The organism is Bradyrhizobium sp. LTSP849, from assembly GCF_000938255.1.
Lineage (GTDB): Bacteria > Pseudomonadota > Alphaproteobacteria > Rhizobiales > Xanthobacteraceae > Bradyrhizobium.
Genome location: NZ_JYMR01000049.1, coordinates 1 through 25,742 on the forward strand (window position 1 = coordinate 1; position 25,742 = coordinate 25,742).

Genomic DNA, 25,742 nt, shown 5'->3' on the forward strand with positions numbered 1-25,742 from the left:
CGGCGAAGGCGGGATCGCTGGCGAGGCTGACGATGATGCCCGCGCCGCGTTCGGGATTGCCGACCTTCAGCCAGGTCAATAAACGCTCGAGGGGTGCTGCGAACCAAAGTTCGCGCCCGAGACCCGTCACGTTGAATCCGGGACAGAGGCAGTTTACCGCCACTCCGGTCCCCGTCAGCCTGTGCGCCAGTTCCATCGAGAACATGATATTCAACAACTTGGTCTGACCGTAGATCACCGAGGAGCCTTGAGCGGAGAACTGGCGTTTGTCGACGAGGGCGGCGAGTGGGTCAAAGCCGGCGCCTTGCCGGGAGGCTTCCGATGCGACTGTCACGATGCGTGAGGGCGCTGACCTGACAACTGTCTCAAGCAGGATATTCGTGAAAAGCCAGGGCCCCAGATAATTGACCGCGACCATCTCCGGATAGCCGTCCTTGGTGACGCGGGATTTGAACGCATGAATCCCGGCATTGTTGATCAGGGCGTCGATCCGGGGATGGCGTGAGGCGATCTCGCGTCCGAGTGCGGCAACCGAGGCCAGATCGCGGAAATCACCGTAGTGTATATCGACCTTTGTTCCGGGGGCGGCGCGTTCGATGATCTCTATTGTGGAGTCGGCCCTGGTTTTGCTGCGGGCAGTGAGAACCAGATCTGCACCTTTCTGCGCAAGCGCAACCGCGGTGCGTTGGCCGATGCCGCTGGTTCCGCCGGTCAGCACGGCGGTGAGACGAGGCGGCGACATGGGCGTTCCTTATTTTAGTGGATATATATCTACTATATAAGATAGTGGCTATTTGTCAACTAATCTGGCAGAGAACCCATAGGCAGGCGTGGAATCATGATTTCGCATTCGAGCAAAGCTCCGCGAGATGGAGGCAGGCGAGAAGCGCGCATTCGGGGGCTGGGTGCCGTACTGAACGCGCTGGTAAGCCAGTCCCGTGCTCTGACGGCACAGGCGTCGGAAACATTTTCCGCCGGGCTGCAACCGGCCGCGTTCCATATCGCGCTCTGGCTCAAGTCGTACGGCCCCGCCAAGCCGAGTGCCGTAGCGGAGGCAATGGGCATGGACCGCAGCGCGGCAAGCCGCCTCACTCGCGAGTTGGTGCGCTTGGGGTTGGTTGCGACGTTGACCGCCCCCTCCGATCGTAGAAGCATCGTCCTGTCGTTGACCGCCGATGGCCGTCGGCGGATGGAACTCGCGACGCAGGCCAAGGGCGCTGCGTTCCGGACGAGGGTAGAATCCTGGAGCGAGGAGGACCTGCTGCTGTGTACTGATCTACTGCGAAGGTTGCTTGATGTGCCGGCAAACGCCGGTGGCGAGTCGAGGTGAGGTTCGACGGCCGGCGACGAAGGAGACCGCCAAAAATGGACGACACGACACTGAGCGCCTATAATCGGGATGCCAAGGCTTTCGCCGACGATTGGGCCGCCCAGCCGGCACCGATCGATATGCACAACGTGGTGGATCGGTTTTTCATCCCCGGTCCTACTGCGGATGTCGGTTGCGGCAGCGGTCGTGACGCCGCCTGGCTCGGAGCTCGAGGCTATCCGACCGTGGGCTTCGATGCGTCTGAAGGACTTCTGGCCGAAGCGCGAAGCCGCCATCCGCAGATCGAGTTCAAACGGGCAGTCCTTCCGGCTCTTGATGGGATTCCGGAGGCAAGCTTCACCAACGTTCTCTGCGAGACCGTCATCATGCATCTCGAGCCCGAAGCCATTGCGCCAGCGGTCGCGAGGCTTCTGGCCATCCTTGTCCCAGGTGGCGTGCTCTATCTAAGCTGGCGAGTGACCGCGGGGGCCGACAGGCGGGACGAGCGCGGGCGCCTTTACGCCGCTTTTGATCCGGAGCGCGTGCTTCGTGCGTTGGAGACGACGCGGATATTGCTGGACGAAGAAGTGGGCAGCGTCTCGTCGGGGAAGTTGATCAGGCGCATCGTGGCAGCAAAGAGCAGCGCGCATTCTTGAGCGGCTTCAACGGTTCGAGATCCGTTTCCGCCGCCATTCTGACAAAGAGAAAATCTGTAACGATCTCAATGGGCTAAAAACGTCAAAAATGTCGGACCGACCTTTGAAAACGCTGCAAGATTTCCCGACTTCCAAGCTGAATACGAGGGTTCGATTCCCTTCACCCGCTCCAAACAGTTTCAATAGCTTAGCCCGCAATTGTGGTTTAATCGCAAGTGGTTTCGGTTCTGGACATCATGCGCAAAGCGCTTGCCAAAGAACTGTCCTGCGCGTTCATGGAGGGGGCCTCGGCATACGTCCAATGATACCGCGGACGGAAACAGCTCAATACTTACGCTCGGGAGCTTACTGCCACTCGGGACTACATGAGCCTCTCGACACCAAAAGCGGTTCGCGCCACGATGAGCGGGTGGTCGCATAAGCGACTGCCGGGGCGAGGCGCCTCACCCTGCCCACGGGAGTGTCGCGTATGAGTACATCCGGCTGAAGGAGATGCTGTTTCAGCATACCCAGCTCGCGCATTAACTCCGGTAACTCATGAGGGCTGAGATCGCCACACAATCTCATTAAGGGGTTTTTGCCTCGATCAGCTTCAGGGATAAGCCCCAACGTCGGATACCACATTGCGTTGCGCGTCAGACTCACCGTGACTTGATAGCTTCCTCCCTCCCGAGCGCGCCTCAATAGCGCTGCTGCCGCGCCGGCAGCTCCGATATAGCCCGTAATGTAATCGTTCAACATTGCGGTCGGAGGCAAAGCTGGCGTGCCGCTCTTCCCTTCGAGTATTGCGAGTCCCGACACCGCGGAGCCCAGCATGTCAAAGCCACCCCGGTCGGACCACGGGCCATCCCAGCCATAGCAGCGAACGTTTACAACGATGATTCCAGGACGGATCGACGCAAGCTCTTCCGGAGAGAATCCGAACTCCGACATCTTTCGCGCACGGAAGCTGTCGACAAAGACGTCCGCTGTTCGTGCCAGATCACGACAGATCTCATTTTGCTTCGGGTCATGCAGATTAAGAAATGTCGATCTCTGCCCGACATTTGCATCATAGTAGACCCAATCATGCTCGAAATCGTCATAGTGATTGACGCATAGGACATCTGCTCCTTGCTCCGCCAAGGTTCGCCCGACCACTGGACCTGCGATGGCGTGAGTCAGGCTCAGCACCTTTATTCCCTCGAGCGGGCGATTTGCAGGTGAGAACGGTTCGGGAGCGCTTTCTGCGATCTTTCGTATGGCTATGACAGGCTCGTTCGACAGATACATTCCCTGAGGGTGCTGAAGCCACTCCTCTGTTGTCCTGACCATGCAGAGCGTGAGGCCTTTTTCGTTGGCTGCATCCTCCAGCTCCTCAGCATCCCACTTTGCGATTGCAGCGCGAATGTGCTCGAAATCAGTGCCGCAATTGAAGAAGTTCCCCCATTTTGTCTGTTGATGAGGATAGACGCCGGACGGATAAACCCACCGGCCATCTTTGGTTTTGTACGGATATGCACCGAACGGGTGCCGGTTGCCAACCCAATCGGGGTACGGATGCCCATTGATGGTCGGATGGAACGTCATGTCCGGGTTGATACCGTGGGCGGCCTTGCGCACATCAATGCTCAGATGTTGGCCCTGGCCGGTTCTTTCCTTCCATATGGCAGCAGGGCCGATCGCGGCGGCCATCGCCGCAATTGAAAATGCCTCTCCCATTCGAACAGCACTTGGAAACAGCGGATCAGCCCCATAGATGCTGACGCTGCCGCCGACATCCTCGAGGTTCAGCCCTGCGGGTCTGATGAGTTCGTCAAGAGCCTTGATTGCATCGAGATTGAGCTGATCCTCCTTCATCGTACTCTCCTATCTTGGGCGGGATTTCCTATCGAGCACGCATTGTGCGTCGATCGATGGCGGCAGATGCATGGTCTCTCCTTCACGTATCGTCTATGCCCAGCTCAGGGTCCCGCGAGTCCACCGAACGTCAGGGCATTCAGGCTTGATTCAGGCCTAGTTCTCTGAGCAGAGCATCCCGGTGCTGATCGAGCCGGGGCGCTGGTTCCACAATGGCAAGAGCATCGCCGTGGAATTTGATGGGGGAGCCCGCGATGATAAGCGACCGCGTTGACGACACGGGCAGGTCCACCAGCATCTGGCGATGATGAAGCTGGGGATCCTTCGCGACGGCAGCTACGTCGTTCACTGGACCGCAAGGTACTCCGGCCTGGGTGAGGATCGTTAGCCACTCGTCGGCGGGCAGGGTGTCCAAAGCTTCCTCGAGAGCCGCCTTGAGTTCGGCGTGATGCGAGCATCGGGCGTCGTTATCGGCAAAGCGAGTATCGCCAAGCAAGTGACTCAGTCCAAGGACCTCGAGCGTCCGCGCGAACAACCGGTCATTGCCTGCTGCCAGCGCGATATGGCCTTCGCCCGCTCGAAATACGCCGAAGGGCGTGATTGACGGATGTCGTGAGCCGATGGGGCCTGGAACGGTACCGTCCACTTGGTAGCGTACAAGAGCATTTTCCAGCAGGGCGACCTGAGAATCGAGCATTGCGACGTCCACGTGCTTCCCCTCACGCGTCCGGGCTCTCTCAAGCAGCGCTGCTTGAATTCCGATCGCGCCAAACATCCCGGCGGCGATGTCACCTATGGAAATTCCTACGCGCGTGGGGCGCTCCGCGCTTTCTCCCGTGAGACTGAGTACCCCGCCCATGGCTTGCACCACGATGTCGTAGGCAGGCAGAGTCCGATAGGGTCCGGTCTGGCCGAACCCCGAGATCGACGCAAGAATCAGCGACGGCCTGCGCGCGTGAAGCTGCTCCCAGCCATAGCCGAGGCGCTCCATGGTTCCGGGAGAGAAATTCTCCACCAAGACGTCCGCGCTATCCAACAACTTTTCGAAGATTGCTCGATCGCCTTCGATCTTGAGATCGAGCGCAATCGACTCCTTGTTGCGGTTGATCGAGAAGAAGTATCCAGACACTTTCTTCCCGTCGTCTCCATCGACAAACGGTCCAATTTGGCGAGCGTCGTCACCCACAGTTGGCATCTCGACCTTCACAACGCGAGCGCCGAGATCGCCGAGAGTCATCGTGCAATAAGGGCCGGCCAATATACGGGTGAGGTCGATCACTACCAGACCGGCAAGGGGGCCCTGCGTTTTAGGATGCAACATCATGTCAACCATTGTGTCGAGCCGCCTGGCTGGCGGCGATGTTCTGAAGAATGAGTTGGGGTTGGAATGCTGCCGTCAGAATGTCTCGCTGACGCTGCGTCGTGCCATTTCCAAGGGCAGATGCGTTCAGCACGGCCTTCAGCGCTCCCATGTTCTTTGTGGGCATGGCCCTCAAATGGGACGCTTTTGTCATCGCTGTCATGAGAACGTCTCCCGCCGCGGCCAGCTCCGTCAGAAAGCCTGCCTGGAGCATCTCTTCGGCGCTCATGCGTTCAGCCATCAGCACGAGCGCTTTTGCGGCGTTCAGTCCCATACGGCTGACGTAGCGCTGTAGGGCACCTGCATAGAGCGGCAAGCCGAAGCGGGCGGCCGGCATCTGCATGAACCCGTCCAGCGAGCCGATCCGGAAATCACAGGCGAGAGCCAAATCCGTTGCCCCGCCCAGAACGGGCCCGTTGATCGCCGCGATCGCAATCAGGCGGGTGTTCTCGAACCTGTTCGCCACCGCCTCGAAGGCGTTGTCGCCTGCGTTAGACCGTGCACCGGATTTCAGATCATCGGTCAATGCGCGAAGGTCAAAACCCGCGCTGAAGTACTTCCCGCGGCCTGTCAGTATGAGGACGCGGATGTCCTGCGACGACTCGCATTCGTCAAGATGCCGTTGCAACGCGTCCAAATCCTGAGGCTCCAGGCGATTTGCGTTGGCGGGTCTATTTAGTTCGATCAGGGCCACATGTTCTGCCGGCTGGCTCAGCACCGGTACGGAAGCCGACTCGCTCATTTTTCCTCTCGTATCCCAATTATGCCTTGTGGTATACCAATTCTCTATTGTAAAGTACCACCATGAGCAAGCCTTTAGTCTCAGAGAGTCTGTCGGATACGGTTCGCTCCAAGATGGAGAGTGAACTTGTTGCGGGGCACCTGGCGCCCGGTACCGTTCTGGATGAGCGTTCACTGGCCGAGCGATTTGGCGTATCGCGCACGCCTGTTCGTGAAGCTGTGCTTCATTTGGCGGCGCAGGGATTGCTGAATGTCATTCCTCGTGTGGGCGTCGTCGTTCCCAAGTTGGGGATTCGGGAGCTGCTGGAACTCCTGGAGATGCTGGCGGAAATGGAAGGCGTGTGTGCCAGCTTTGCCGCGAAGCGGATGACCATCGTTCAGCGTGCGGAGTTCAGGGCGGCACTTAAGGCCTGCCGCCAGGCCGCCAGGAACGGCGACTCAAAACGGTATGCGGGCGCGAACAAGAAATTCCACGAGATTATCTACGCGGCCGCCCATAACGAGTGGGCCGTGCGTCAGGTAAGGGCACTGCGGATGCGCTGTGCTGCCTATCAACGATCGCGCTTCGACTTGGCGGGCCGATTGGACAAGTCGCTGGGTGAGCACGAAAGGATCGTGGCGGCGATCGAGGCGGGCGAGGTGGCGCGGTCGCGTCTCGCAATGCAGGAGCATATCTCGATTGGCGGACAGGATTTTGCCGATCTGGTGAGGGGCCTCGATCCAAACCTGCTTGCGTCCGGATAGGCGTGCCCGTGCTACGAGTCGAGAAGAAAATGAGTGGATGTTACCTTCGTGGCATCCGATTTCCTCTGGGCGCGGATTGGATTTCCCAGGGCGCTCCCGAAAGCGAGAGCATCGCGGTTGCGGCATCTACGCCGATGCCGACTTTTGCTCTCGGTCGTCGGGAGTTGCGGCTCGATCTTTTTCGTGGCCTGGCGCTTTGGCTCATCTATATCGATCACGTCTCGCCGGACCGCCTGACCTGGTTCACGATTCGCAACTACGGCTTTAGCGACGCTGCTGAAATCTTCGTTTTCATCTCGGGCTTCACGGCAGCGCTGGTCTACGGCAGAGCTACCTTCGAGTTCGGCATCTTAATTGGCGCAGCACGCGTGTTGCGACGGGTATGGCAAATCTATGCCGCGCACTTGCTGCTATTTGTCTTCCTGATAGCCGAGATTGCCTTCGTCACCACGATCTCTGATAAGCCGTCATTCTACATTCAGGAAATGGAGGTCGGGGAGTTCTTTAGGCAGCCGGACGTCGAGATGATCCAAGTTCTGCTGATGCGCTTCCGTCCCCTGAATATGGATGTCTTGCCGCTTTACGTCGTGTTGATGGCCTTTCTGCCGCTGATCCTGCAGTGCTCCAGATGGCACCGAGATCTTCCGCTCGTTCTTGCAGCCGGACTCTACATCCTCACACTTCACTACGATTTGCATCTGTCGACCTTTCCGGACGGCTTCTGGTCTTTCAATCCCTACGCATGGCAGCTCCTTTTTGTCTTCGGTGTCTGGTGTGCGCTGGGAGGCGCGCAGCGATTGTCGCCCGTTCTCAAGTTTTCGCCGACCTTTTGGGTCGCAATCGCCTATCTGGGCGCGGCCTTCTCTCTGACGTTGACGTGGCATTTCCCGTTTCTGGAAAGGCTGTTGCCCGGCTGGCTGGTGCGATTGATCTATCCGATCGACAAGACCGACCTCGACATCTTGAGATTTGCGCACTTCCTGGCGTTGGCCGTCGTGGCCTTACGCTTCGTGCCGGGCGGCTGGGCAGGGTTGAAGTCACCTTGGGTTCAGCCTCTCATCCTTTGCGGACAACATTCGCTTCAGATTTTCGCACTTGGCGTCGCCTTGTCGTTCTCGGGCTACGCGCTGCTGACTGAGACCAATGCCGGCGTTGGGCTGCATGTCATCGTCGGTGTCATCGGCATTCTGATTCTGTATGGCGTTGCCGGGACGTGCGCCTGGTACAGGTCGAAGATGTCGAGCTTAGCGCGTGCAGAAGCAATCTCCCCAACACTGACCGCGTGATGTGCAGAGTGGGGAATCACCGATGAATTGTAGGAAGCCATGTCCGCTTCAGATCTATCCGATGCCCGAGGCGCGCTCCGGCCGCGGTGGCATGGATTGCGATCGATCCACTGGGCAACCTCGTAACCAAAGCTTGATCACTAGCCTCATCGATTGGATTGATTGACATGGCACAGCAAGGCACGGCCCCTTTTGTTGTTGAACGAGATTTGCGGCTCGACCTCTTGCGTGGTGTGGGCCTCTGGATGATTTTTCTTGATCATATCCCGGACGATGTCATCTCTTGGCTGACGCTGCGCAACTACGGGTTTTGCGACGCTGCGGAGTTTTTTGTCTTCATCTCCGGCTACCTGCTCGGCTTCATCTACGCTCCGATTGTCGCCGCAGGCCAATTCGTGCCTGCCTCGAAACGGCTGTTGCTGCGGGCCTGGCAGATGTATGTCGCTCATCTTCTCCTTTTCCTCGCCTTCACGGCCCAGATTGCTCGTACGGCGAGGAGGTGGGACAATCCTATGTATAAGGACGAGTTCAACGTCGCCAACTTTCTTGCGCATCCCGACGAGTTGATCAGCAAGGCGCTAACCCTGCAATACAAGCCGGTCGACCTTGACGTATTGCCGCTCTACATCGTCCTTGTTTTGGTTTCGCCGTTCGTGTTGTGGTGTCTCGTGCGTCGTCCCAATCTGACTATGGTCGGTTCGGCCGTGCTCTACGCATTCGCACGCTACTTTGACTGGAACTTGCCATCATACCCGAGTGGTGCGACCTGGTATTTCAATCCCTTTGCCTGGCAACTGCTGTTCTTCTTCGGTGCTTGGTGCGGGTGCGGAGGGCGTGAACGGCTCAAATGGTTGCACGATTCGCGCATCGTTCTCAGTGTTGCGATTGCCTGGATACTCTTCGCGTTCGTCATCGTGATGACCTGGCACAGCGCCTTCCTTGAATCGCTGATTCCGAGCTGGCTGATCAAGGTGATCTATCCGATCGACAAGACCGATCTGGATATGTTCCGATTCTTCCATTTTCTGGCGCTTGTCGTGATCATCACGCGATATCTCCATCGTGACTGGTCCGGGCTGAATTCGCGCTGGTTGCGCCCGCTGATATTATGCGGCCAGCATTCGCTTCCATTGTTCTGCCTCGGGGTATTCCTGTCCTTCGGTGCACACTGGATCCTGGTGCAGTGGAAAAGCGCCTTCATCGAGCAATTCGCGGTCAGCTTTGCCGGGTTTGCGATCATGACAGCCGCCGCCTGGCTCCTGGACCGTGCACAGAGGATTCCAAACCTTTTCGTCGACACTGGATTCGATGCGAAAGCAGGAACACAGCCGAGCGGGGCATGATGTCGTCTCTCTTCCGCAATTGCGTTGGGATGTCGTCGCTATCGATGGAAGGCGCGGCGTTCCGCTCGCGTATTTAAAGGATCGTCCAAGCTGAATACGAGGGTTCGATTCCCTTTCACCCGCTCCAGCCTTTTCACGGACTTGGCGAGACGGTCGGATTTCATTCCGACAGATGGGTGGCGCTCGCGGCGCGAGAGCACCGCTCTCATATTTCCCCCTTGAGTGCCGGTTGCAGGCGGATGCCTGCGCGCTTGCGGTTAGTCAATTGGATGAACTTTGACAATCTCTGCCTATTGCGACAATCGATTTTTCGGCCGGTCCGCTGTTAAGCTGGCATCGTCGACGTTAGCGGTCTTTCGAGAGCGCCCCCAAAAGGACCGGCCCGATCCCATGAAATTCTTGTTTTCTTCGGGTCAGATTATAGACTGTTCGATCAGTCAGCTCTTGCGAGGCCCCAAGCGGCAAGTGTATGTGGTTGCATGGGAACAGCTAAAAAGAGCCTCAAAATTCCCGCGGTCGCTTCGGGGCGAGATGCGATTTTGGACGCTGCCGAACAAACGTTCGGCTCTCATGGCTTCCACGGCGGGAGCATGAGTCAGATCGCCCAGCTTGCGGGAGTAGCGCAGTCACTGCTCCACTATCATTACAAGACCAAGGATCTTCTTTACGAGGCGGTTTTCGAGCGGCGCGCAACTCAAATTCGGGACAAGCGTCAGGCTCGCCTGGACGCGCTTTTCAGCCGCGCTGGCAAGGTGCACCTTGAAGAGGTGCTCGAAATACTTTTCATCTCGCTTGAAGAACTCCTGGAGCTCAAAGAGTTCGAGTTGCGCAATTACGTTCATATGGTCGGCGACGTAACGCTGTCGAGCAATAAGCGATCGATCGAAATAGTAAAACGCCACTACGACCCCTCGGCCGAACTTTTCATCGAGGCAATCCGCAAAGTCTATCCTGAACTTTCAATGGATGAAGCCATTTGGAGCTATCTGTTCGCAATCGGAGGCCGCATGCAGGCCCATGCTTCCGTCGATCGCGCTGTCCGCCTTGGTTCACATAAGGCGAGTAGTCGCAAGCAATATGAGATCCTCGTGACGTACGCTGCTGCCGGAATCAAAGCGATAGCCAAGGCTCGGCGCTAGACAAGGCTCGGCGGTAGCAGCGCGAACTATCTCTGACGATCCTCATTCGACTTTCAAATCCGCCGCAGGAACAGCGACGTCAATTTTTGTATTGACTGATCGATCAGTCAGTAGTTAGAAGGTGGGACGCTGGAAGTTCTTCTCATCGCGTCTCGGGCTGTTGGCGCCGTTATCGGCTCAGCAGCATCCTTGACTCAACAGCGCTCGCGAGGCCGCGGGGCGGGGCCTCGATGCGGCAGATCGACGTCCCGATTCGCTGGCGATGACGCCGTGACACAGGAGGCCAATATGCCTGCGTATTTGATTTCCCAGGGTACCGTGAAGGATCCCGAACGTATGCAGGCATACAGAGCGGCTGTCGTTCCGCTGATAGCTAAGTTCGAAGGGCGATACATCGTACGTCGCGGCAAAGTCGAAGTGTTGGAGGGGCAACATGACGGTCGCAGCGTGACCATCCATGAGTTTCCCTCCATCGAGGCGATACACGCATTCTGGGAGTCTCCGGAATACGCTTCAATCAAGGACCTTCGGCTCGGTGCTGCAGACCTCGATCTGTGGGCAGTCGAGGGCGTTTAAGCCATCAGCATCAAGAATGCCTGCAGAGCGGTCGATCGATCCGATCCAGCCTCGCGTTTCAATCGGAGGAAGTACATGAAAACCCGCAATCTCGGTCCGAGTGGACCCGCCGTTTCAGCCATCGGCCTGGGCTGTATGAGCATGAGTCCGGTCTATGGACAAAAGGAGGATAGAGGCGAAGCGATCGCAACGCTCCATCGCGCGATCGAATTGGGCATAAATTTGGTCGATACGGCTGACAGCTACGGTCCACATCACAACGAGGAGCTGCTGGGTGAAGCGCTGACGGGGCGACGCGACAGAGTTTTCCTTGCCACCAAGTTCGGAGTGGTTCGAGGCAGCGGAGAGCCAACGATCAACGGCAGCCCGGCATATGCCCGCTCGGCAGTCGAAGCCAGTCTGCGACGGCTCCGGACCGATTACATCGATCTCTATTATCTGCACCGTGTGGATCCAACGGTGCCCATCGAAGATTCCGTTGGTGTCTTGGCCGATCTGATCAAACAGGGAAAAGTCCGGTACATCGGACTATCCGAGGTCGCCCCTGCTACTCTTGAACGAGGGCATCGCGTTCATCCCATTACGGCAGTAGAAAGCGAGTACTCCCTCTGGACGCGTGATCCCGAAAAGGAGCTCATGGCGGTCTGCGAGCGCATAGGCGCAGCCTTTGTGCCATTCAGCCCGCTCGGGAGAGGGTTCCTCACTGGCGAGATCCGCAGTCCTGATGACTTTGATCCAGGAGATCGCCGACGCCACTATCCGCGTTTTCAGGGTGCGAACTTCGAAGCGAATCTGAGATTGGCCGACAAAGTCAAAGAGCTCGCAACGAAGAAAGGTGTTACGCCATCCCAACTGGCACTGGCTTGGGTTCTCGCGAAAGGGCCGCACGTCGTGCCCATACCTGGAACGCGCCGTCGCAAGTATCTAGAGGACAATGCGGGAGCAGTGGAAGTGGCTCTCAGCCGAGCTGAGATGGACGAAATCGACGACACGTTCCCGCCCGACGTGGTCTCCGGCGAGCGTTATCCCGCATCGATGCTGAAGGCAACCAACGGCTGATTGTCTCGCCTCGCCATACTTGTCGAGATTCCGCAGGTCGGCGGCGTACGTATGGTGGGCAATCTGCTAGGCGATCCACTACAGAACGTCGCGATTGGAGCCGATGTCGAAGGTGTGTTCGAACATCACGCGGATTCCGATCCGGCGTATTCCCTTCTGGGATTTCCGCAGGGGAGCGCGGCGAACTTCACGAGGGGTGCATTGACAGGTTCGAACATATGTAATAATGACGGTGACACACTTTTGGATACCCCATGCCAACGAGCACGCGTTTCGCCGTCGCAGTTCACACGCTTACCGCCCTCGCGGTGAGCGACGGCAAGCCGATGCGGTCGGAGGATCTGGCCTATTCCGTCAACACCAGCCCGGTCGTGATCCGGGGGCTGCTGTCGCGCCTGAGCGATGCGGGCCTGACCCGGTCCCAGCTCGGCACGGGCGGCGGGTCGCTCCTGGCGCGACCTGCGGCCAAAATCCGACTGCTGGACGTTTACGAGGCCGTCGAGGATGTCGAGCTGTTTTCGCTACACCGGACTCCGCCTTGCGAGAGCTGTGCAGTCGGGGGCAACATCCTGGAAGCGATGCAACCGACATTGACGCGGGCGCGCAAGGCGCTTGAGAACGAACTGGCAAAGGTCACGATCGCCGCTGTTGCAGCCGAGGTCGCGCGTCTCGGAAAGTTCAGCATACCGCTGGTGTGGTGAACCCCTTTTTTGAAGCTAAATGTCATCATGTCAACGACACACAGATATATCGTTCCGCTTCCATGCAGAACGTAACGGGATGGGCAGCATTGGGGCGCTGCCGTTCCATGGCAACTCGGCCCCATCAACAGGAAAAGACACAGTGAGCATTGGCATTATCGGAGCGGGCGCCCTCGGGTCCAACGTGGCCCGACTGCTGGCAAGGAGTCGGATTTCAGCGACGATCGCAAATAGCCGAGGTCCGGAATCGTTAGCGGCGCTCGTCGGGGAGCTTGGCCCTTCGATCAAGGCTGGCACGGCGAGGGAAGCCGCGAGCGCCGATATCGTGCTGGTGGCCCTACGTTGGGTCGATCTCGAAAAAGCGCTGGGCGGTTTGCCCGCCTGGAACGGACGTATCGTCATCGATGGCACCAATCCCGTCGCATTCCTCGAGCCGGACTCCCCCGACGCGCAGGACCCGAACAACCCGCTCGCTGCGTATGGCATCAAGGCGATCGATCTCGGCGGCAGGCATTCCAGCGAGGTATTCCGCGGATTCGTTCCTGACGCGCGCGTGGTCAAGGCATTCAACCATCTCGATGCCAACGTCCTGTCAAAGCCGCCCGAATTAGGCGGGCAGCGCACGCTGTTCTATTCGGGCGATGACACCGACGCGAAGGCTGAGGTTCGCAAGCTCATCGAACAGACAGGCTGTTTTCCGGTCGACCTCGGCGTGCTCGATGTCGGCGGACCTCTGGCCTCGCTGCCATTCGGGTCGCTCGCCGCCATCAATCTTGTCAAGATCTGACCGTCAAGGCTGTCGTGCCAAGCGGCGGGTACGGTCGACTGGCCTGGAGTTAGCGGGCACTCCAGGCCGATGGAGCTCGCTGCGCAAATCTCGCCTGCTGGCTGCCCTGCAAGACACTTAGAATCCGAAAGCGGCTCTAGCCAACGCGTTCGCGCGCGACCGGACGTCGCGTGCGTGAGCTGCCAATGACGCCCGAGCGCGTGGAAGCCGCACGCGCCTAACCACCCCCACGGTTCGAAGACCCCGCCAGCGCCAATTGTCCTACCAGTAGGACAGGCTGTCCTACGAGCGGTTCAGAACGGCAGAAATTTATACTTTACGATCGTAAAGTAAAATGGCATGGTCCGTTCGGTCGGGTGGGTTACGCTCCTCACCTTCCCGATGTCGTCAGACGCCGACCGAAAGCGTCGCAAAAATACCGGGATGAAACGATGATCGAGGAACGGGACATTATTGTCGCCATGCGCGACGGCGTGCGGCTTGCTGTCGATGTCTATCGCCCCGATGCGGCAGGCCGGTACCCGGTGCTGTACGCGTCGGCGCTGCACAACAAGGACATTCAGGGCCCCGACATCGCGGATATATTGCCGCCCCAGCCGGCTCACGCGCCGCTCTGGTTCGGTCCGATCGAGGCGGGCGATACGCGGCGTTTCATCGCCAACGGCTATGTTCATGTGATCGCGCAGCCGAGAGGCTCGGCCAAATCGGAAGGGCACTACGGCCACGAGGACACGGACCACTACGATCTGATCGAATGGATCACGCAGCAGCCCTGGTCAAACGGCAAGGTCGGAATGGTCGGCATCTCCGGCTATGCCGGCGAACAATGGCGCGCCGCCGCGCAGGGACATCCGGCGCTGAAAGCGATCTTTCCCTACGACGCTTGTAGCGCGTATGGCGGCATGTTCGGATTCCGCGACTTCAATCCCGGCGGCGTCCTGCACGCTTTTCCTTATTTGCTCGACGTCTTCAGCACGGTGCATGAGTCGCGCGACCGGCCCGCGGAACTTCCCGCCGCGGAAGAAGACCTCTGGCGCCGGGCCATGCAGAACCCGGACTACAAGCAATATATCAACCTCTTCAACATCCTTACCCAGAAGGGGCAGCGCACGTTCATCATGTATCTCATGATGACGCATCCCTGGGAGATGGACGGAACGGTCGAGCGCTCGGAACAGCTTTTCAAAAAGATCAAGATACCGTTCTACACGGGCTCAGGCGCCTACGCCTACACCTACAAGCTCCATTGGCTCGGTGCGCAGCACTATTTCCAGAACGTCGACGCGCCAAAGAAACTGCTCTTCACCGGCCCCGCCCACCTTGAGCGGCCATTCCATCAATATCACGACGAGATCATCCGCTGGTACGATCACTGGCTGAAGGGGCAGGACACCGGCATCATGGATGAACCGCCGGTGCGCTACTGGCTTATGGGAGCCAACGAGTGGCGAACCGGAACGGATTGGCCGCTGCCGGAGACCCAATGGACGAAGTACTATCTGTCCCACTGGGAGACCCTGTCGACCGAGCCGCCGCGACCTGCCTCGCAACTTGGCGCGGCGGCACGCGAGCCTGACGTCTTTACGCAAATGCCGGTGACGCGGACCACGAAGGTCGAGCGCCTGCGCTACATGACGGATCCCTTGCCGCATGACGTCACCGTCGCAGGCCCGATCACGTTGACGCTGTACGCATCGATCGATCAGGACGACACCAACTGGATCATCGTGCTCAAGGACGTTGGCCCGGACGTCTCGGTTCGGACCGCACGCGAGGGCGAGCGCGATGTTCCCTCAACACTGCCTGAGCGCGAGCTCACGCGCGGCTGGCTGAAGGCGTCCCACCGGGCCCTCGATGAGAAGCGTTCAAAGCCATGGGAGCCGTTCCACAAGCTCACGCAGGATGCGATCGCGCCGGTGACGCCGGGAGAGGTGGTCGAGTACAAGATACAGATCCTCGCGACCGCAAACCAGTTCAAGGCAGGTCACCGCATCTGCCTCGACATCACGTCCATGGATGTCCCGACCGGCACCGGAGCCATGACCAACGTCGAGTACATTCCGTACCACATTTGCAGCAGCAAGACCGTCACCCACAAAGTCTACCGGGACGCGGAGCGGCCTTCTCATCTGCTGCTGCCGATCGTTCCTGAACCCGCCGATGGGCATTCGGCCTGACGCCTGGCACATAGGAGGAATCGCGACCATGAAGACGATCCGATTTGAACGAAACGGCGCCATCGGACATATTGTCCTGGCCAATCCGCCCTTCAATCGCCTCGACTTACGCTTCGCGGAAAACCTGCGAGCGGCGGTGCTTGAAGCGAGTCAAAGCGACATTCGCGTGCTCGCGATCCGTTCGGAGGGGCCGCACTTCAGCTTCGGCGGCGAGGTGCGCGAATGGCCGGGGAAGGACGTCAACTGGTTCAGAACGTTCGTCGCGGACGTAAACGTTTCTTATCGCGCGATTGAAATGCTGAAGGTTCCGACCGTCGCAATCGTGCAGGGAGTAGCCTTCGGAGGCGGCTTTGAGCTTGCCTTGGCGTGCGATTTTCTCGTTGCGGCCGATAATGCGATCTTCCGCTGCGTGGAAGTCACGACGGCGATGCTCCCGATCGCCGGCGCCCTTCAACGAATCGCGGAGCGCGCCGGCCGGGCCCGTGCATCGCGATTTGCGATGCTCGGCGAGCCGATATCGGGTCATGAAGCAGGAACGCTCGGAATCGCGACGCACGTGGTGCCTGAAGACCAACTTTCAGCGACCGCGACTGAGTTGACGCGGCAGCTTGCGACCGGGCCAACCCGATCGTATGCCGCGACGCGAACCTTGCTCAAGGCGTGGTCGAGCGGAGGGGTAGCTGCCGCCGACCTCATGATGCTCGACGTGGCCATGGAGCTCTACGGCGGTGCGGATGCGCAGCGCGGATTTGCAAATACGGCCGCAGCGTTTGACAAGGACATCGAGCCTCCGGCGCTGGTATTCGAAGGGAAGTAAATCGACGGCCCGTAGCGCAGTACATGCAGGCCTGATAATCTGGACAGAGGTTGGTTGGAGGTGGTCGTGCAGCGGGAAAGTTATGTGCATGGCAACAGCGGCGCGCCGTTGATCGGGAAGACGATCGGCGCGCTTCTGGACGAGGTGGCTGCGATTGACGGGTCGCGGGAGGCGCTGGTCGTCGCGCACCAGAAAATCCGCTGGACCTATTCGGAGCTCAAGGCGCGCTCTGACGCATTCGCGTCCGGGCTCCTGGCGCTTGGCCTCGAGCCGGGGGACCGGGTCGGCATTTGGGCCCCGAACTGCGCCGAATGGACCGTCGCGCAGTTTGCGACGGCGAAAGCCGGCCTGATCCTGGTCAACGTCAATCCTGCCTATCGCTTGGGCGAGCTGGAACACGCCCTGCGCGCGGTGGGATGTCGCGCACTGATAACCGCGGCTCGATTCAAGACAAGCGACTATATCGCGATGATTCGCGAGCTCGTCCCGGAACTGAAGGACGGAAGCAGTGAGCTGACGAGTTCGCGGCTGCCGGAGCTGCGCTACGTTATTTCCATCGCGGGCAAACACGATGGTTGCCTCGCGTTCGACTGGATATTGGAGAGAGGCAAGCAGATCGGTAACGGTCGGCTCGACGCGGTATCGTCGAACGTTCAGATGGACGATGCCGTCAATATCCAGTTTACGAGCGGCACCACGGGCTTGCCGAAAGGCGCCACGCTTTCGCACCACAATTTGATCAACAATGCCTTCTTCGTGGGAGAAGCGACCGGGATTGAACCCGGTTCTCGCGTGTGCATCCCGGTGCCGCTGTATCATTGTTTTGGCATGGTGATGGGCAACCTCGGTTGCGTGACCCATTCAGCGACGATGGTTTATCCATCCGAGTCCTTCGATCCGTTGAAGACGCTGGAGGCCGTCGAGGCAGAACGTTGCGACGTGCTCTACGGCGTACCCACGATGTTCATCGCCCAACTCAATCACCCTGAATTCGCACGGTTCGATTTGAGCTCGCTTCGGCGGGGCATCATGGCGGGAGCTCCGTGTCCTATCGAGGTCATGAAGGAAGTTGCTTCGACCATGCATATGAGCGAAATCACGATCGCCTATGGCATGACCGAAACCAGTCCCGTCAGCTTCCAGAGCAGCCGCGAGGATCCGCTCGAGCTGCGCGTCTCCACGGTCGGCAGGATACAGCCGCATCTCGAAGTCAAGATCGTGGATCGACAGGGCCAGGTCGTTCCGCGCGGTGAAGTCGGGGAGCTTTGCACGAGAGGCTACTCAGTCATGCTGGGCTACTGGAACGATGAGGCGCGGACGAAAGATGCCATCGATTCGGCCGGCTGGATGCATACGGGCGACCTGGCGACGATCGATGAAGACGGGTATTGCCGCATCGTCGGAAGGATCAAGGACATGGTCATCCGCGGCGGCGAGAACATCTATCCGCGTGAAGTTGAGGAATATCTATATCAGCACCCGGATATCCAGGACGTCCAGGTGTTCGGCGTGCCGGACACGAAATACGGCGAAGAGATCTGTGCGTGGATCATTGCAAAGGCCGGCGTCGCCCTCGATGAGGAGGCGGTCCGCAAGTTTTGCCAGGATCGCATCTCCCACTACAAGATCCCCCGCCATATCCGGTTCGTCGAGAGCTTTCCGTCCACTGTGACCGGCAAGGTCCAGAAGTTCGCGATGCGTGAAGCGATGGTGCAGGAATTGGCCCGCGACCAAAGCTGACAGGGAATCGATTGCGCGGCCGGCTCGGCCGGGTTGACAAAGAGCGGATCAATGCTTTGCGTGGCGTTCGGTTGGGAACTATGTGAATCGAAGGCAAAATGGCAAAGCAGGCTGTCCGGCGAGAACGCCCGCGCAAGAGGGCCGAACAACAACGCTCGCTCGAGACGCGAACCTCGATTCTGGACGCCGCCATTGCCGAATTTGCGGCACGCGGATTTGAAGGAGCGAGCATTCGCGCGATTGCAGATCGTCTCGGCCTGCAACATCCGCTCATCACCTACCACTATCGCAGCAAGGATATCCTCTGGCGGGCCGCGGCCGAGCATGCCTTCGCGCAAATCAGGGCAGGGTGGGATAGTTCGGCGCCGGAAAACTCCGATCTGCCGCCGCTTGCCCGAGTGCGCGAGGAATACGCCACCCTCTTTCGCTACACGGTCGCATTTCCCGAGTTTCATCGGTTCATGCGCCAGGAATCGCTTTCGAACAACCCACGGCTGAAATGGGTTGCGGAAACGGTGCTCGCTCCGCTTCTCGGGCGATTGATTCCGCAGATCGTTGCAGCCCAGAAGCAGGGGCTCCTTCCCGCGGTCGATCCCGTTCTTTTCCACTATATGATGGTCAGTCTCACGACCACGCTATCGGGCTTTGGCCCTGAAATGCGAGCGACCAGCGGACGATCTGCCGAGGACGCGAAGGTCGTGGAAGCGTATTGGCGCCTGGTGGACGAAACGGTCTTCGGAACGAATCCGGGCGGGCGAAATGTTCGCGGGGGCGAAGCGCGTAAGCGCTGAACACAGGCAGGTCGGGTCTGTAGTAGCCGAAGACACAATTCTGGTCGCGAACACCGCGTTGCAAATGCCGCGCCTTCGCTAGTTCTCGATCCAAACGGTCATGCCAGGTTCAACGCCTGCCAGGTCTCCCTTTGGGTCGAGGCGCAGACGAAGTGTGTTGCGGTCATGATCGCCGATGACCCGCTCGGCCTGCCAGGTGGCAAAGACTCCCAGCGGCCGCAACTCGGTGATGACGGCCTTGTTCGTGCTGTCGCTGCCGTTCCGCATCACGTTCGCCGTTTCTCCGATCGCGAGACCCCTGAGATGGTCCTCGCGCACATTGAAGGAGAGCCATTGCCCGCCCGCCGCCTCGACCATCAGGATCGGCTGACCCGCGCGAACGTTTTCGCCGATCTCGGCGGCGATGACGCTGACCACGCCGTCGGCCGGCGCGCGCAATACCATCTTATCGAGGCGGCGCTCGAGCACGGCGACCGCGGCGGCCGCGGCCTGCACCTGCGCGTCGGCGATCGCGCGCTCCTCCCGGGTCGGTCCCGCCACGGCCGCATCGTAGTTCGCCTGGGCCTCCGCGACGTCGGCACGTGCGCTTGCGACGTCGTTTTCGGCCTGGTCGAGCGACTGCTGCGATTCAAAGCTCTGGCGCGCCAGCGTGCTGGTTCTGGTGAGCTGGGCCTGCACATAGTCGAGGCGGGAGGTGGCCTTGGCGATGGCGGCTTTCAGCGAGTCGACCTGCTCGCGGCGAACGCCGGCATAGACGTTGTTGCGATTGGCGGTCACGGATGCGAGCGCCGCCCGCGCCTGGTCGGCCTGTGCTGTCAACTCCACCGCGGAGAGCCGCGCCAGAATATCGCCCGCGCGCACGTGGGCGCCTTTCTCGACCGCGATCGACTGGAGCTGGCCGGCCACCTCCGGCTCCACCCTGACCTCGGTCGTGCGTACGACACCGACGATTGCGGGCGGCGAAGCAGAACGACGCGCAGAATAGGTCAGGGCGCCGGCAATGAGCACGAGCGGGACCGCCACCACGGCGGCAAGCCTAGCCTTGTGCATGTCGCTGTCCTCTCTTGACGACAAATGCCGAGATCACCGCGAGCGCGAAATAGACCAGCGCCAGACACCAGAGGCCGAGCCAGTCATGCGCAACCTCCCAGATGCCGGCGCCGAGCTGATTGACGCGGACGAGGCCGTCGATTGCGGAATCGGCGGGGAATATCCGACCGAACGCAAGGGCCACGTCGGGGATCGCTTCACGCGGCCATGCAAAGCCGGCCATGAAAAACTGTGGCAGGCTGGTCGCCAGCAGAAGGATGGTCGCGTTCTCCGGCCGCGTGAACCAGGCCCCGACGGCCTGTCCCATAAAACTCGTCGCCAGCAGGAAAATGGTCGCGAGCGCGAAGATCTGTGGCAGATGGCCGAGCGTCGAGAAGCCGTAGATCCGCGGCAGCACGATGAGATACAGCGCGACCGCCGGCAGATAGATGGTCAGATGCGCGACGCCGCGGCCGAGCACCCCGGCGAACGCGCCGCTGCCGCCCGCCAGCGCAGAGCCGGTCAGCATCGCCGCGCCGATCAACAGGGTTTGCTGGAGGATCAGCACGAACGCCGCCGGAACGACATAGCTCGCATAGCCGCCGACCGGGTTGAAGATCGGTTGCAGCAGAACGTCGGCCGGGCTCGAGCTTGCGAGCTTCGCCTTGACCAGGCTCCCGTCCGAGCGTCCGCCGCGCGACACGAGCTCCGACGTCAGGGCTCCGACGGCGGTGGCCACGCCGCTTGCGGTCGACCTGAACATGAACAGGTAGGTAGCGTCGGCGTAGACCGGGATGTGTGCGGTAATACCCTTGAGCACGTCGCGCTCGGTGCCGGCCGGGATCTCGACGGCTGCAAAGGCGTGCCCGCGATTGACGGCGTCGCGAGCCGCCGCGAGCGTGCGCGCGCGAACCACAACGCTCAATGCGCCGCTCGCATCCAGAGTCTCGACGACCCGGCGGCTGAGATCGCTGAGATCATTGTCGACGACCGCGATGGGCAGCTTGCGAAGAATTTGGTTCAGGTAGGGTTGCGGATAGTAGATGCCGTAAACCAGCGGCGCCAGGAACAGCACGCTGAAAGCGCTCCGCGTTCCCAGCACGCGCCGCCACTCTGCGGTGAAGGCGCCGCCGATGCCGGGCGGTGCCGGCCCGGCCACTGGCTGATCGTCGGGCCGCACCGACTCGAACCAGCCCTTGCGCGTGAGGCTCGCCATGCGCAGCAAAGCGAGAGCGGCAAACAGCAGGGCCAGTCCCGCGAGCGCGGCGAAGGGAATGGCCGAGTCCGAGACTGGCAGCCCGCGCGCTGCTTGTCCGAGCAAAACGGCCATGTACCAGCGCAGCGGCAGGATCGCGCCCCAGGCTTGCGCAAACGTGTTCATGCCGATCGTGGGAAAGCCGACGCCCGCATAGCCGAAGGCGGGGGATGCAACGAGGCCGGCAAGCCCGAGTCCGGTCGCGAGGTCGCGAACCAGAAGCTGGAACAGGGCGCCCAGCGATAGATAGGCGATGATCAGGAGGGAGCCGGCGGCGACCATCAACGGCAGGTCTCCCTTGAAGGGAACCTCCAGCACACCCTCAAGGACCAGCGGCTCGGCCAGCATGATCAGCAGGAAGATGCAAAACAGCGGCGCGAGCTTGCCCACAAGCGCTGTGACCGGATCGCCTCCGGCGCTTGCGAGCCAGGCCCGCGCGTTGCGACGGCGGAACTCGGAGCCGACCGAATAGCCCGCGGCGAGCGTGATCACCACATGGATGATGGTCGGCAGCAGCGCGCGCAGCAGGAACTGGGCATAGTTTTTCTGCGGATTGACCAGCGCGATGGTCTCCGTGGAGAACGTTCCGATCGATGCGGCTGCAGCCGGGGCGCGCCTCTCAGGGGCGGCCACGGCCGCCGCGGCGGAAAGCCCGTCGCTTAGACCTGAGGACACGATGCCGGCCGCCGTCAAAAACTGCTGATTATAGAAGCCGACGACCTGCGGGCGGCGTTGCGCCTTCAGGTCGCGCTCGAAGTCCGGCGGAATGTGAATGGCCGAGATCGCCTTGCCCGAGCGTATGTCCTGCACCGCCGTGGACAACGTCCCGGAGCGGTCGACGATTCTGAGGCTCGGCGATGCCGCGACGTATTCCACCAGCGCACGCGAGGCGTCCGATTTGTCCTCGTCGACAACAGTCACACCGAGCCCGCGGATGACCGGATGGCTGAAGACCGTGGTGAGCACCACGAACGCAAACAGCGGCACCCCGAAGATCAGCAGCAGCGCCACGCGATCATGAAGCAGCCAGCGGCACTCGCGCCGTACGACCAGCCAAAATCCGGGCTTTGCCGGCTTCATTGCCGTGACCGCCAATCGAGATAGGCGCTCATTCCCGGTCGCAGCTCGGGCACCGGCTGCACCGGATAAGCGCGGATCGAGAACGTCCGCAGATCGAAATCGCCGGAGGCACGCGTGGCCCGCCAGCTCGCATATTCGCCCTTGGTTGCGATGAGCTTGACCTCGACCGTGACGGAGCGGTCGCCGAGTGCCGGAATGCGGACATCGAAGCGATCGCCGACCTTCAGGCCTTTGACGAGATCCTCGCGAAGATCGAAATGAACCCAGAGGTCGGCCAGATTGATCAAGGTGACGAGTGGGACGCCCGGCGATACGTATTCGCCAGGCTCCACGTTGCGCTGGTAGACCTGCGAGGCGACAGGCGCATAGACCACGAGCTGATCGATGATCGATTGGACGCTCTGGATGTCGGCACTGGCCTTTTCGACGTTGGTCCCGGCAATGGCACGCTCTTCCTTGGTGTAGCCGTTGACCGCCTGCTCATAGGCCGATTTGGCCTGATCGACCGCGCGCTCGCTTTCGTGCAGCGCGTCCGTCGCCTGGTCGAGGCGGGCCTGCGGCGCGTTGCCTTGATCAGTCAGGGTATGCGTGCGGTCGAATGTCTTTTGCGCCAGGACCAAAGCCGCCTGCGCCCGCTCCATTTCCGCCTTGCGTGCGGCGATGACCTCCGCGCGCGTTCCGACCAGCACGTTGGCGAGCTGCGCGTCCGCAACGGCCTTGGCCGCCTTCATCTGCTCGTGCTTGGCCAGCGTTTCGGGATTGTCGATCTGGACGAGCACCGCGCCCGCGGCGACGTTCTGACCGCGTTCGACGGGAATCTTGCCGACTCGTCCATCCACGCGCGCCGCGATATCGAGCCGCGTTGCATCGACCTCGCCCTGGACGAGCAGCGGTTCCGGCCGCAACAGATAGAAGACGGAAAGCCCGACGACGACAGCCGCAACGACACCGACGATAATGGAAGGCGTCCGTGTCGAGTTGTGCGCGACTTTCGCCTGTCCGTCACCCGGCGCGTCGGGCGTGCTTTGAATGTCCTTGTCAGAGCTCGGCACGTCCATGCCTGACTCCCTTTCTCTTGGCCGGATAGTCATTGACTATATTTGGTTGCCAGGCCCTGTCCAATCGCGATGTGCTGATTTTTTCGAGCCGCGACACCGACGATGTGGCCTGTCCATCGCCCGCGCTTGAAGGTTTGCTGCCTGACTTGTTGAAAGCTGCTGCTCTCGCATCGGTCGTTGTCCCGATGCCCGCGGAGGGGGCGCAAGGAAGCAAGCAGCAGACCCATTCCAGCGGTGACATTCCTGTCCAAGATGAATGGCGGCGATCTCGTCATAGTCGCGTCACCTGACCCGGTTCGCGGTCGGGCCAGGATGCAGGTGCGACATGCCAGAAGCCGTCACGAAATCAAATCCCAAAGTTCCTCGTCTGTTCGTCCTCGAACTGAATGCGGGCTGCATTCACGCCATGAACACGGATGGCGCCGAACGCGCGACCATTGTGACCGGCTGCCACCTTCCGGACGGCATCGTCGTGGATGTCGAAGCTGGCCACATCTATTGGACCAACATGGGCATCCCGAGCCTGGATGACGGGTCCATCGAGCGCGCCGACATCGACGGCAAGAACCGCAAGACAATCGTGCCACAGGGACACACCCACACACCGAAACAGATCATCCTCGATAAGAAGGGGAGCAAGCTCTATTGGTGCGATCGAGAAGGTATGCGCCTCATGCGCTGTAACCTCGACGGATCGCGGCTGGAGACGCTGATCGAGGCTGGGCACAGCGAGGCCGACAGCAAGGACCAGACGCGATGGTGCGTCGGACTGGCGATCGACCCGAAATTCGGACGCATCTACTGGACGCAAAAGGGCCCCGACAATGCCGGGCTCGGCCGCATCTTCCGCGCCAATGTCGAAATACCTGCCGGCCAGACCGCAGCCACCAGATCCGACATCGAGATCTTCTATGACGGTCTGCCGGAGCCGATCGATCTGGAGATCGACCACAAGAACCGGATTCTCTACTGGACCGACCGCGGCGATCCACCGCGCGGCAACACGGTGAACCGGGCTTCGATCGACAACAAGCCAGCCGAGTCCGAGATCGTGGTGACCCATCTCATGGAGGGGATCGGCATCGCGCTCGACGTTCCGAACGATCGTATGTTCGTGACCGACTTCGCCGGCTCGATCTACTCCGCGCGGCTCGATGGATCCGGCGAGCGCAACTTCCTCTTCGCCCAGGGCAACCTCACCGGCATCGCCTACGCCGAAGTCTGACAACGCATTGGAGAGAATGACATGACCGACACCAAGCCCATTCGCCGCATCGCCATCATCGGCACCGGCGTGATCGGGGCGAGCTGGAGCTCGCTGTTTCTCGCCAAGGGACTTCAGGTCGTCGCCACCGACATCGCACCGAACGCGGAAGCCGCGCTGAGGAAGTTCGTCGCGACGGCGTGGCCGGCGCTCGAGCGATTGGGCCTATCGCCCGGAGCGTCGCAGTCGAACCTCAAATTCACGCCAGACATTGCGCAGGCACTCACCGGCGCCGACCTCGTCCAGGAGAACGGGCCCGAGCGGATCGAATTCAAGCAGAAGCTCTATGGCCAGCTCGACGAGCTGTTGCCGCCCGACGTGATCATCGCATCGAGCTCGTCGGGGCTTACCATGAGCGAAATCCAGAAGGGCGCTGCGTCCCATCCCGAGCGCTGCGTCATCGCCCATCCGTTCAATCCGCCCCACTTGATTCCGCTGACGGAGATCGTCGGCGGGGCAAAGACCTCGGAAGCCACGATCCGGCGCGCGGCGGAATTCTACACGTCGATCGGGCAACGAACGGTGCGCCTCAACAAGGAAATGCCGGGCCATGTCGCCAACCGTCTCCAGGCCGCGCTGAGCCGCGAGGTTTATTACCTTGTCGCCGAGGGCGTGGTGAGCGCCGCGGACGTCGACACCGCCCTGAGCTGGGGCCCGGGTCTGCGCTGGGGCGTCATGGGCAGCTTGATGCTCAACCATCTCGGTGGCGGTCCGGGCGGCATCGAGCACTTCTTCCAGCAGTTCACCGGCCCGATGACGGCCTGGTGGAAGACCCTCGGCTCGCCGGTGCTGACGCCGGAGGTGCAAAAGAAGCTGATCGACAGCGTCCATGCCGAAGCCGGATCGCGCACCATCGCGGAGTTGGAGGCGGAGCGCGACGAAGTCCTGCTCGGCCTGATCGAGCTGCGCAAGAAAGCGGCCAAGCCGAGCTAGCGAAATCGGCGGCGCCGGCGAAATCAGTCACACGTTCAAACCGTCCTTCAATTTTTAG

At 60.5% G+C, this 25,742-nt stretch carries 23 protein-coding genes; 16 read left to right on the forward strand and 7 right to left on the reverse strand.

Going from position 1 to position 25,742, the window contains the following annotated elements:
- Positions 1-742 (reverse strand): SDR family NAD(P)-dependent oxidoreductase (locus UB31_RS26780; RefSeq protein ID WP_045012425.1); only part of this gene is annotated, 742 nt, incomplete at its 3' end.
- Positions 743-838: 96 nt separating this feature from the next.
- Between UB31_RS26780 and UB31_RS26785 the strand changes: the two genes are divergently transcribed.
- The gene (locus tag UB31_RS26785; protein WP_045010573.1) at positions 839-1,330 is read left to right on the forward strand and encodes a MarR family winged helix-turn-helix transcriptional regulator; all 492 of its coding nucleotides are present in this window, start codon (positions 839-841) and stop codon (positions 1,328-1,330) included.
- 35 nt (positions 1,331-1,365) lie between these two features.
- Positions 1,366-1,965, forward strand: a complete 600-nt coding sequence (locus tag UB31_RS26790; protein ID WP_045013036.1) for a class I SAM-dependent methyltransferase — start codon at positions 1,366-1,368, stop codon at positions 1,963-1,965.
- A gap of 345 nt (positions 1,966-2,310) precedes the next feature.
- On the opposite strand, the gene UB31_RS26795 is transcribed toward UB31_RS26790, so the two are convergent.
- The 3 genes from UB31_RS26795 to UB31_RS26805 form a co-directional block, all read right to left on the reverse strand.
- Entirely contained in the window at positions 2,311-3,804 is a 1,494-nt protein-coding gene (locus UB31_RS26795; RefSeq protein WP_045013037.1) for a CoA transferase, read from the reverse strand.
- Between the two features lie 139 nt (positions 3,805-3,943).
- A complete protein-coding gene (locus UB31_RS26800) occupies positions 3,944-5,137 on the reverse strand; it encodes a CaiB/BaiF CoA transferase family protein (RefSeq protein WP_197090860.1) in 1,194 nt (397 codons plus the stop codon).
- A complete protein-coding gene (locus UB31_RS26805) occupies positions 5,130-5,906 on the reverse strand; it encodes an enoyl-CoA hydratase/isomerase family protein (protein WP_045013038.1) in 777 nt (258 codons plus the stop codon). Before UB31_RS26805 ends, UB31_RS26800 begins: the two co-directional genes overlap by 8 nt.
- A gap of 62 nt (positions 5,907-5,968) precedes the next feature.
- On the opposite strand from UB31_RS26805, the gene UB31_RS26810 reads away from it, so the two are divergent.
- The 12 genes from UB31_RS26810 (at position 5,969) to UB31_RS26870 (ending at position 19,065) form a co-directional block, all read left to right on the forward strand.
- Positions 5,969-6,649 (forward strand): GntR family transcriptional regulator, encoded by a 681-nt coding sequence (locus UB31_RS26810; protein WP_045013039.1) that lies wholly within the window; start codon positions 5,969-5,971, stop codon positions 6,647-6,649.
- Between the two features lie 29 nt (positions 6,650-6,678).
- Positions 6,679-7,935 carry an OpgC domain-containing protein gene (locus tag UB31_RS26815; protein WP_045013138.1) on the forward strand — a complete coding sequence of 419 codons (1,257 nt, stop codon included), beginning with the start codon at positions 6,679-6,681 and terminating at the stop codon, positions 7,933-7,935.
- 167 nt (positions 7,936-8,102) lie between these two features.
- Complete coding sequence (locus UB31_RS26820; protein ID WP_045013040.1) at positions 8,103-9,278, forward strand: OpgC domain-containing protein; 1,176 nt, start codon at positions 8,103-8,105, stop codon at positions 9,276-9,278.
- Positions 9,279-9,757: 479 nt separating this feature from the next.
- Positions 9,758-10,417, forward strand: coding sequence for a TetR/AcrR family transcriptional regulator (locus tag UB31_RS26825; protein ID WP_050044838.1), 660 nt, complete (start codon positions 9,758-9,760; stop codon positions 10,415-10,417).
- 288 nt (positions 10,418-10,705) lie between these two features.
- The gene (locus UB31_RS26830; protein WP_045013140.1) at positions 10,706-10,993 is read left to right on the forward strand and encodes a DUF1330 domain-containing protein; all 288 of its coding nucleotides are present in this window, start codon (positions 10,706-10,708) and stop codon (positions 10,991-10,993) included.
- 75 nt (positions 10,994-11,068) lie between these two features.
- Complete coding sequence (locus UB31_RS40725; RefSeq protein ID WP_082078634.1) at positions 11,069-12,052, forward strand: aldo/keto reductase; 984 nt, start codon at positions 11,069-11,071, stop codon at positions 12,050-12,052.
- 254 nt (positions 12,053-12,306) lie between these two features.
- Positions 12,307-12,753 (forward strand): Rrf2 family transcriptional regulator, encoded by a 447-nt coding sequence (locus UB31_RS26845; protein WP_045008294.1) that lies wholly within the window; start codon positions 12,307-12,309, stop codon positions 12,751-12,753.
- A gap of 142 nt (positions 12,754-12,895) precedes the next feature.
- A complete protein-coding gene (locus UB31_RS26850) occupies positions 12,896-13,540 on the forward strand; it encodes an NADPH-dependent F420 reductase (protein ID WP_045013043.1) in 645 nt (214 codons plus the stop codon).
- A gap of 431 nt (positions 13,541-13,971) precedes the next feature.
- Positions 13,972-15,717 carry a CocE/NonD family hydrolase gene (locus UB31_RS26855; RefSeq protein ID WP_045013044.1) on the forward strand — a complete coding sequence of 582 codons (1,746 nt, stop codon included), beginning with the start codon at positions 13,972-13,974 and terminating at the stop codon, positions 15,715-15,717.
- A 28-nt stretch (positions 15,718-15,745) separates the two neighbouring features.
- Positions 15,746-16,534, forward strand: a complete 789-nt coding sequence (locus tag UB31_RS26860) for an enoyl-CoA hydratase/isomerase family protein (protein WP_045013045.1) — start codon at positions 15,746-15,748, stop codon at positions 16,532-16,534.
- 60 nt (positions 16,535-16,594) lie between these two features.
- Complete coding sequence (locus UB31_RS26865) at positions 16,595-18,274, forward strand: AMP-binding protein (protein ID WP_197090862.1); 1,680 nt, start codon at positions 16,595-16,597, stop codon at positions 18,272-18,274.
- A gap of 98 nt (positions 18,275-18,372) precedes the next feature.
- Positions 18,373-19,065, forward strand: a complete 693-nt coding sequence (locus UB31_RS26870) for a TetR/AcrR family transcriptional regulator (protein WP_045013046.1) — start codon at positions 18,373-18,375, stop codon at positions 19,063-19,065.
- A gap of 78 nt (positions 19,066-19,143) precedes the next feature.
- Here the strand turns inward: UB31_RS26870 and UB31_RS26875 are convergent, their stop codons facing one another.
- Genes UB31_RS26875 through UB31_RS26885 form a run of 3 tightly spaced genes read right to left on the reverse strand, consistent with a single transcriptional unit; the run spans position 19,144 to position 23,487 of the window.
- The gene (locus UB31_RS26875) at positions 19,144-20,115 is read right to left on the reverse strand and encodes an HlyD family secretion protein (protein WP_045013047.1); all 972 of its coding nucleotides are present in this window, start codon (positions 20,113-20,115) and stop codon (positions 19,144-19,146) included.
- A complete protein-coding gene (locus UB31_RS26880; RefSeq protein ID WP_045013048.1) occupies positions 20,102-22,429 on the reverse strand; it encodes an ABC transporter permease in 2,328 nt (775 codons plus the stop codon). Before UB31_RS26880 ends, UB31_RS26875 begins: the two co-directional genes overlap by 14 nt.
- Positions 22,426-23,487: an HlyD family secretion protein gene (locus tag UB31_RS26885; RefSeq protein ID WP_050044840.1), complete on the reverse strand. Its 1,062-nt coding sequence runs from the start codon at positions 23,485-23,487 to the stop codon at positions 22,426-22,428. The genes UB31_RS26880 and UB31_RS26885 overlap by 4 nt, the downstream gene beginning before the upstream one ends.
- Before the next feature lie 325 nt (positions 23,488-23,812).
- Between UB31_RS26885 and UB31_RS26890 the strand changes: the two genes are divergently transcribed.
- Together UB31_RS26890 and UB31_RS26895 are read left to right on the forward strand one after the other, a co-directional pair.
- Complete coding sequence (locus tag UB31_RS26890; protein WP_045013049.1) at positions 23,813-24,712, forward strand: DUF5050 domain-containing protein; 900 nt, start codon at positions 23,813-23,815, stop codon at positions 24,710-24,712.
- Positions 24,713-24,733: 21 nt separating this feature from the next.
- Entirely contained in the window at positions 24,734-25,684 is a 951-nt protein-coding gene (locus UB31_RS26895; RefSeq protein ID WP_045013050.1) for a 3-hydroxyacyl-CoA dehydrogenase NAD-binding domain-containing protein, read from the forward strand.
- Positions 25,685-25,742: the final 58 nt, after the last annotated feature.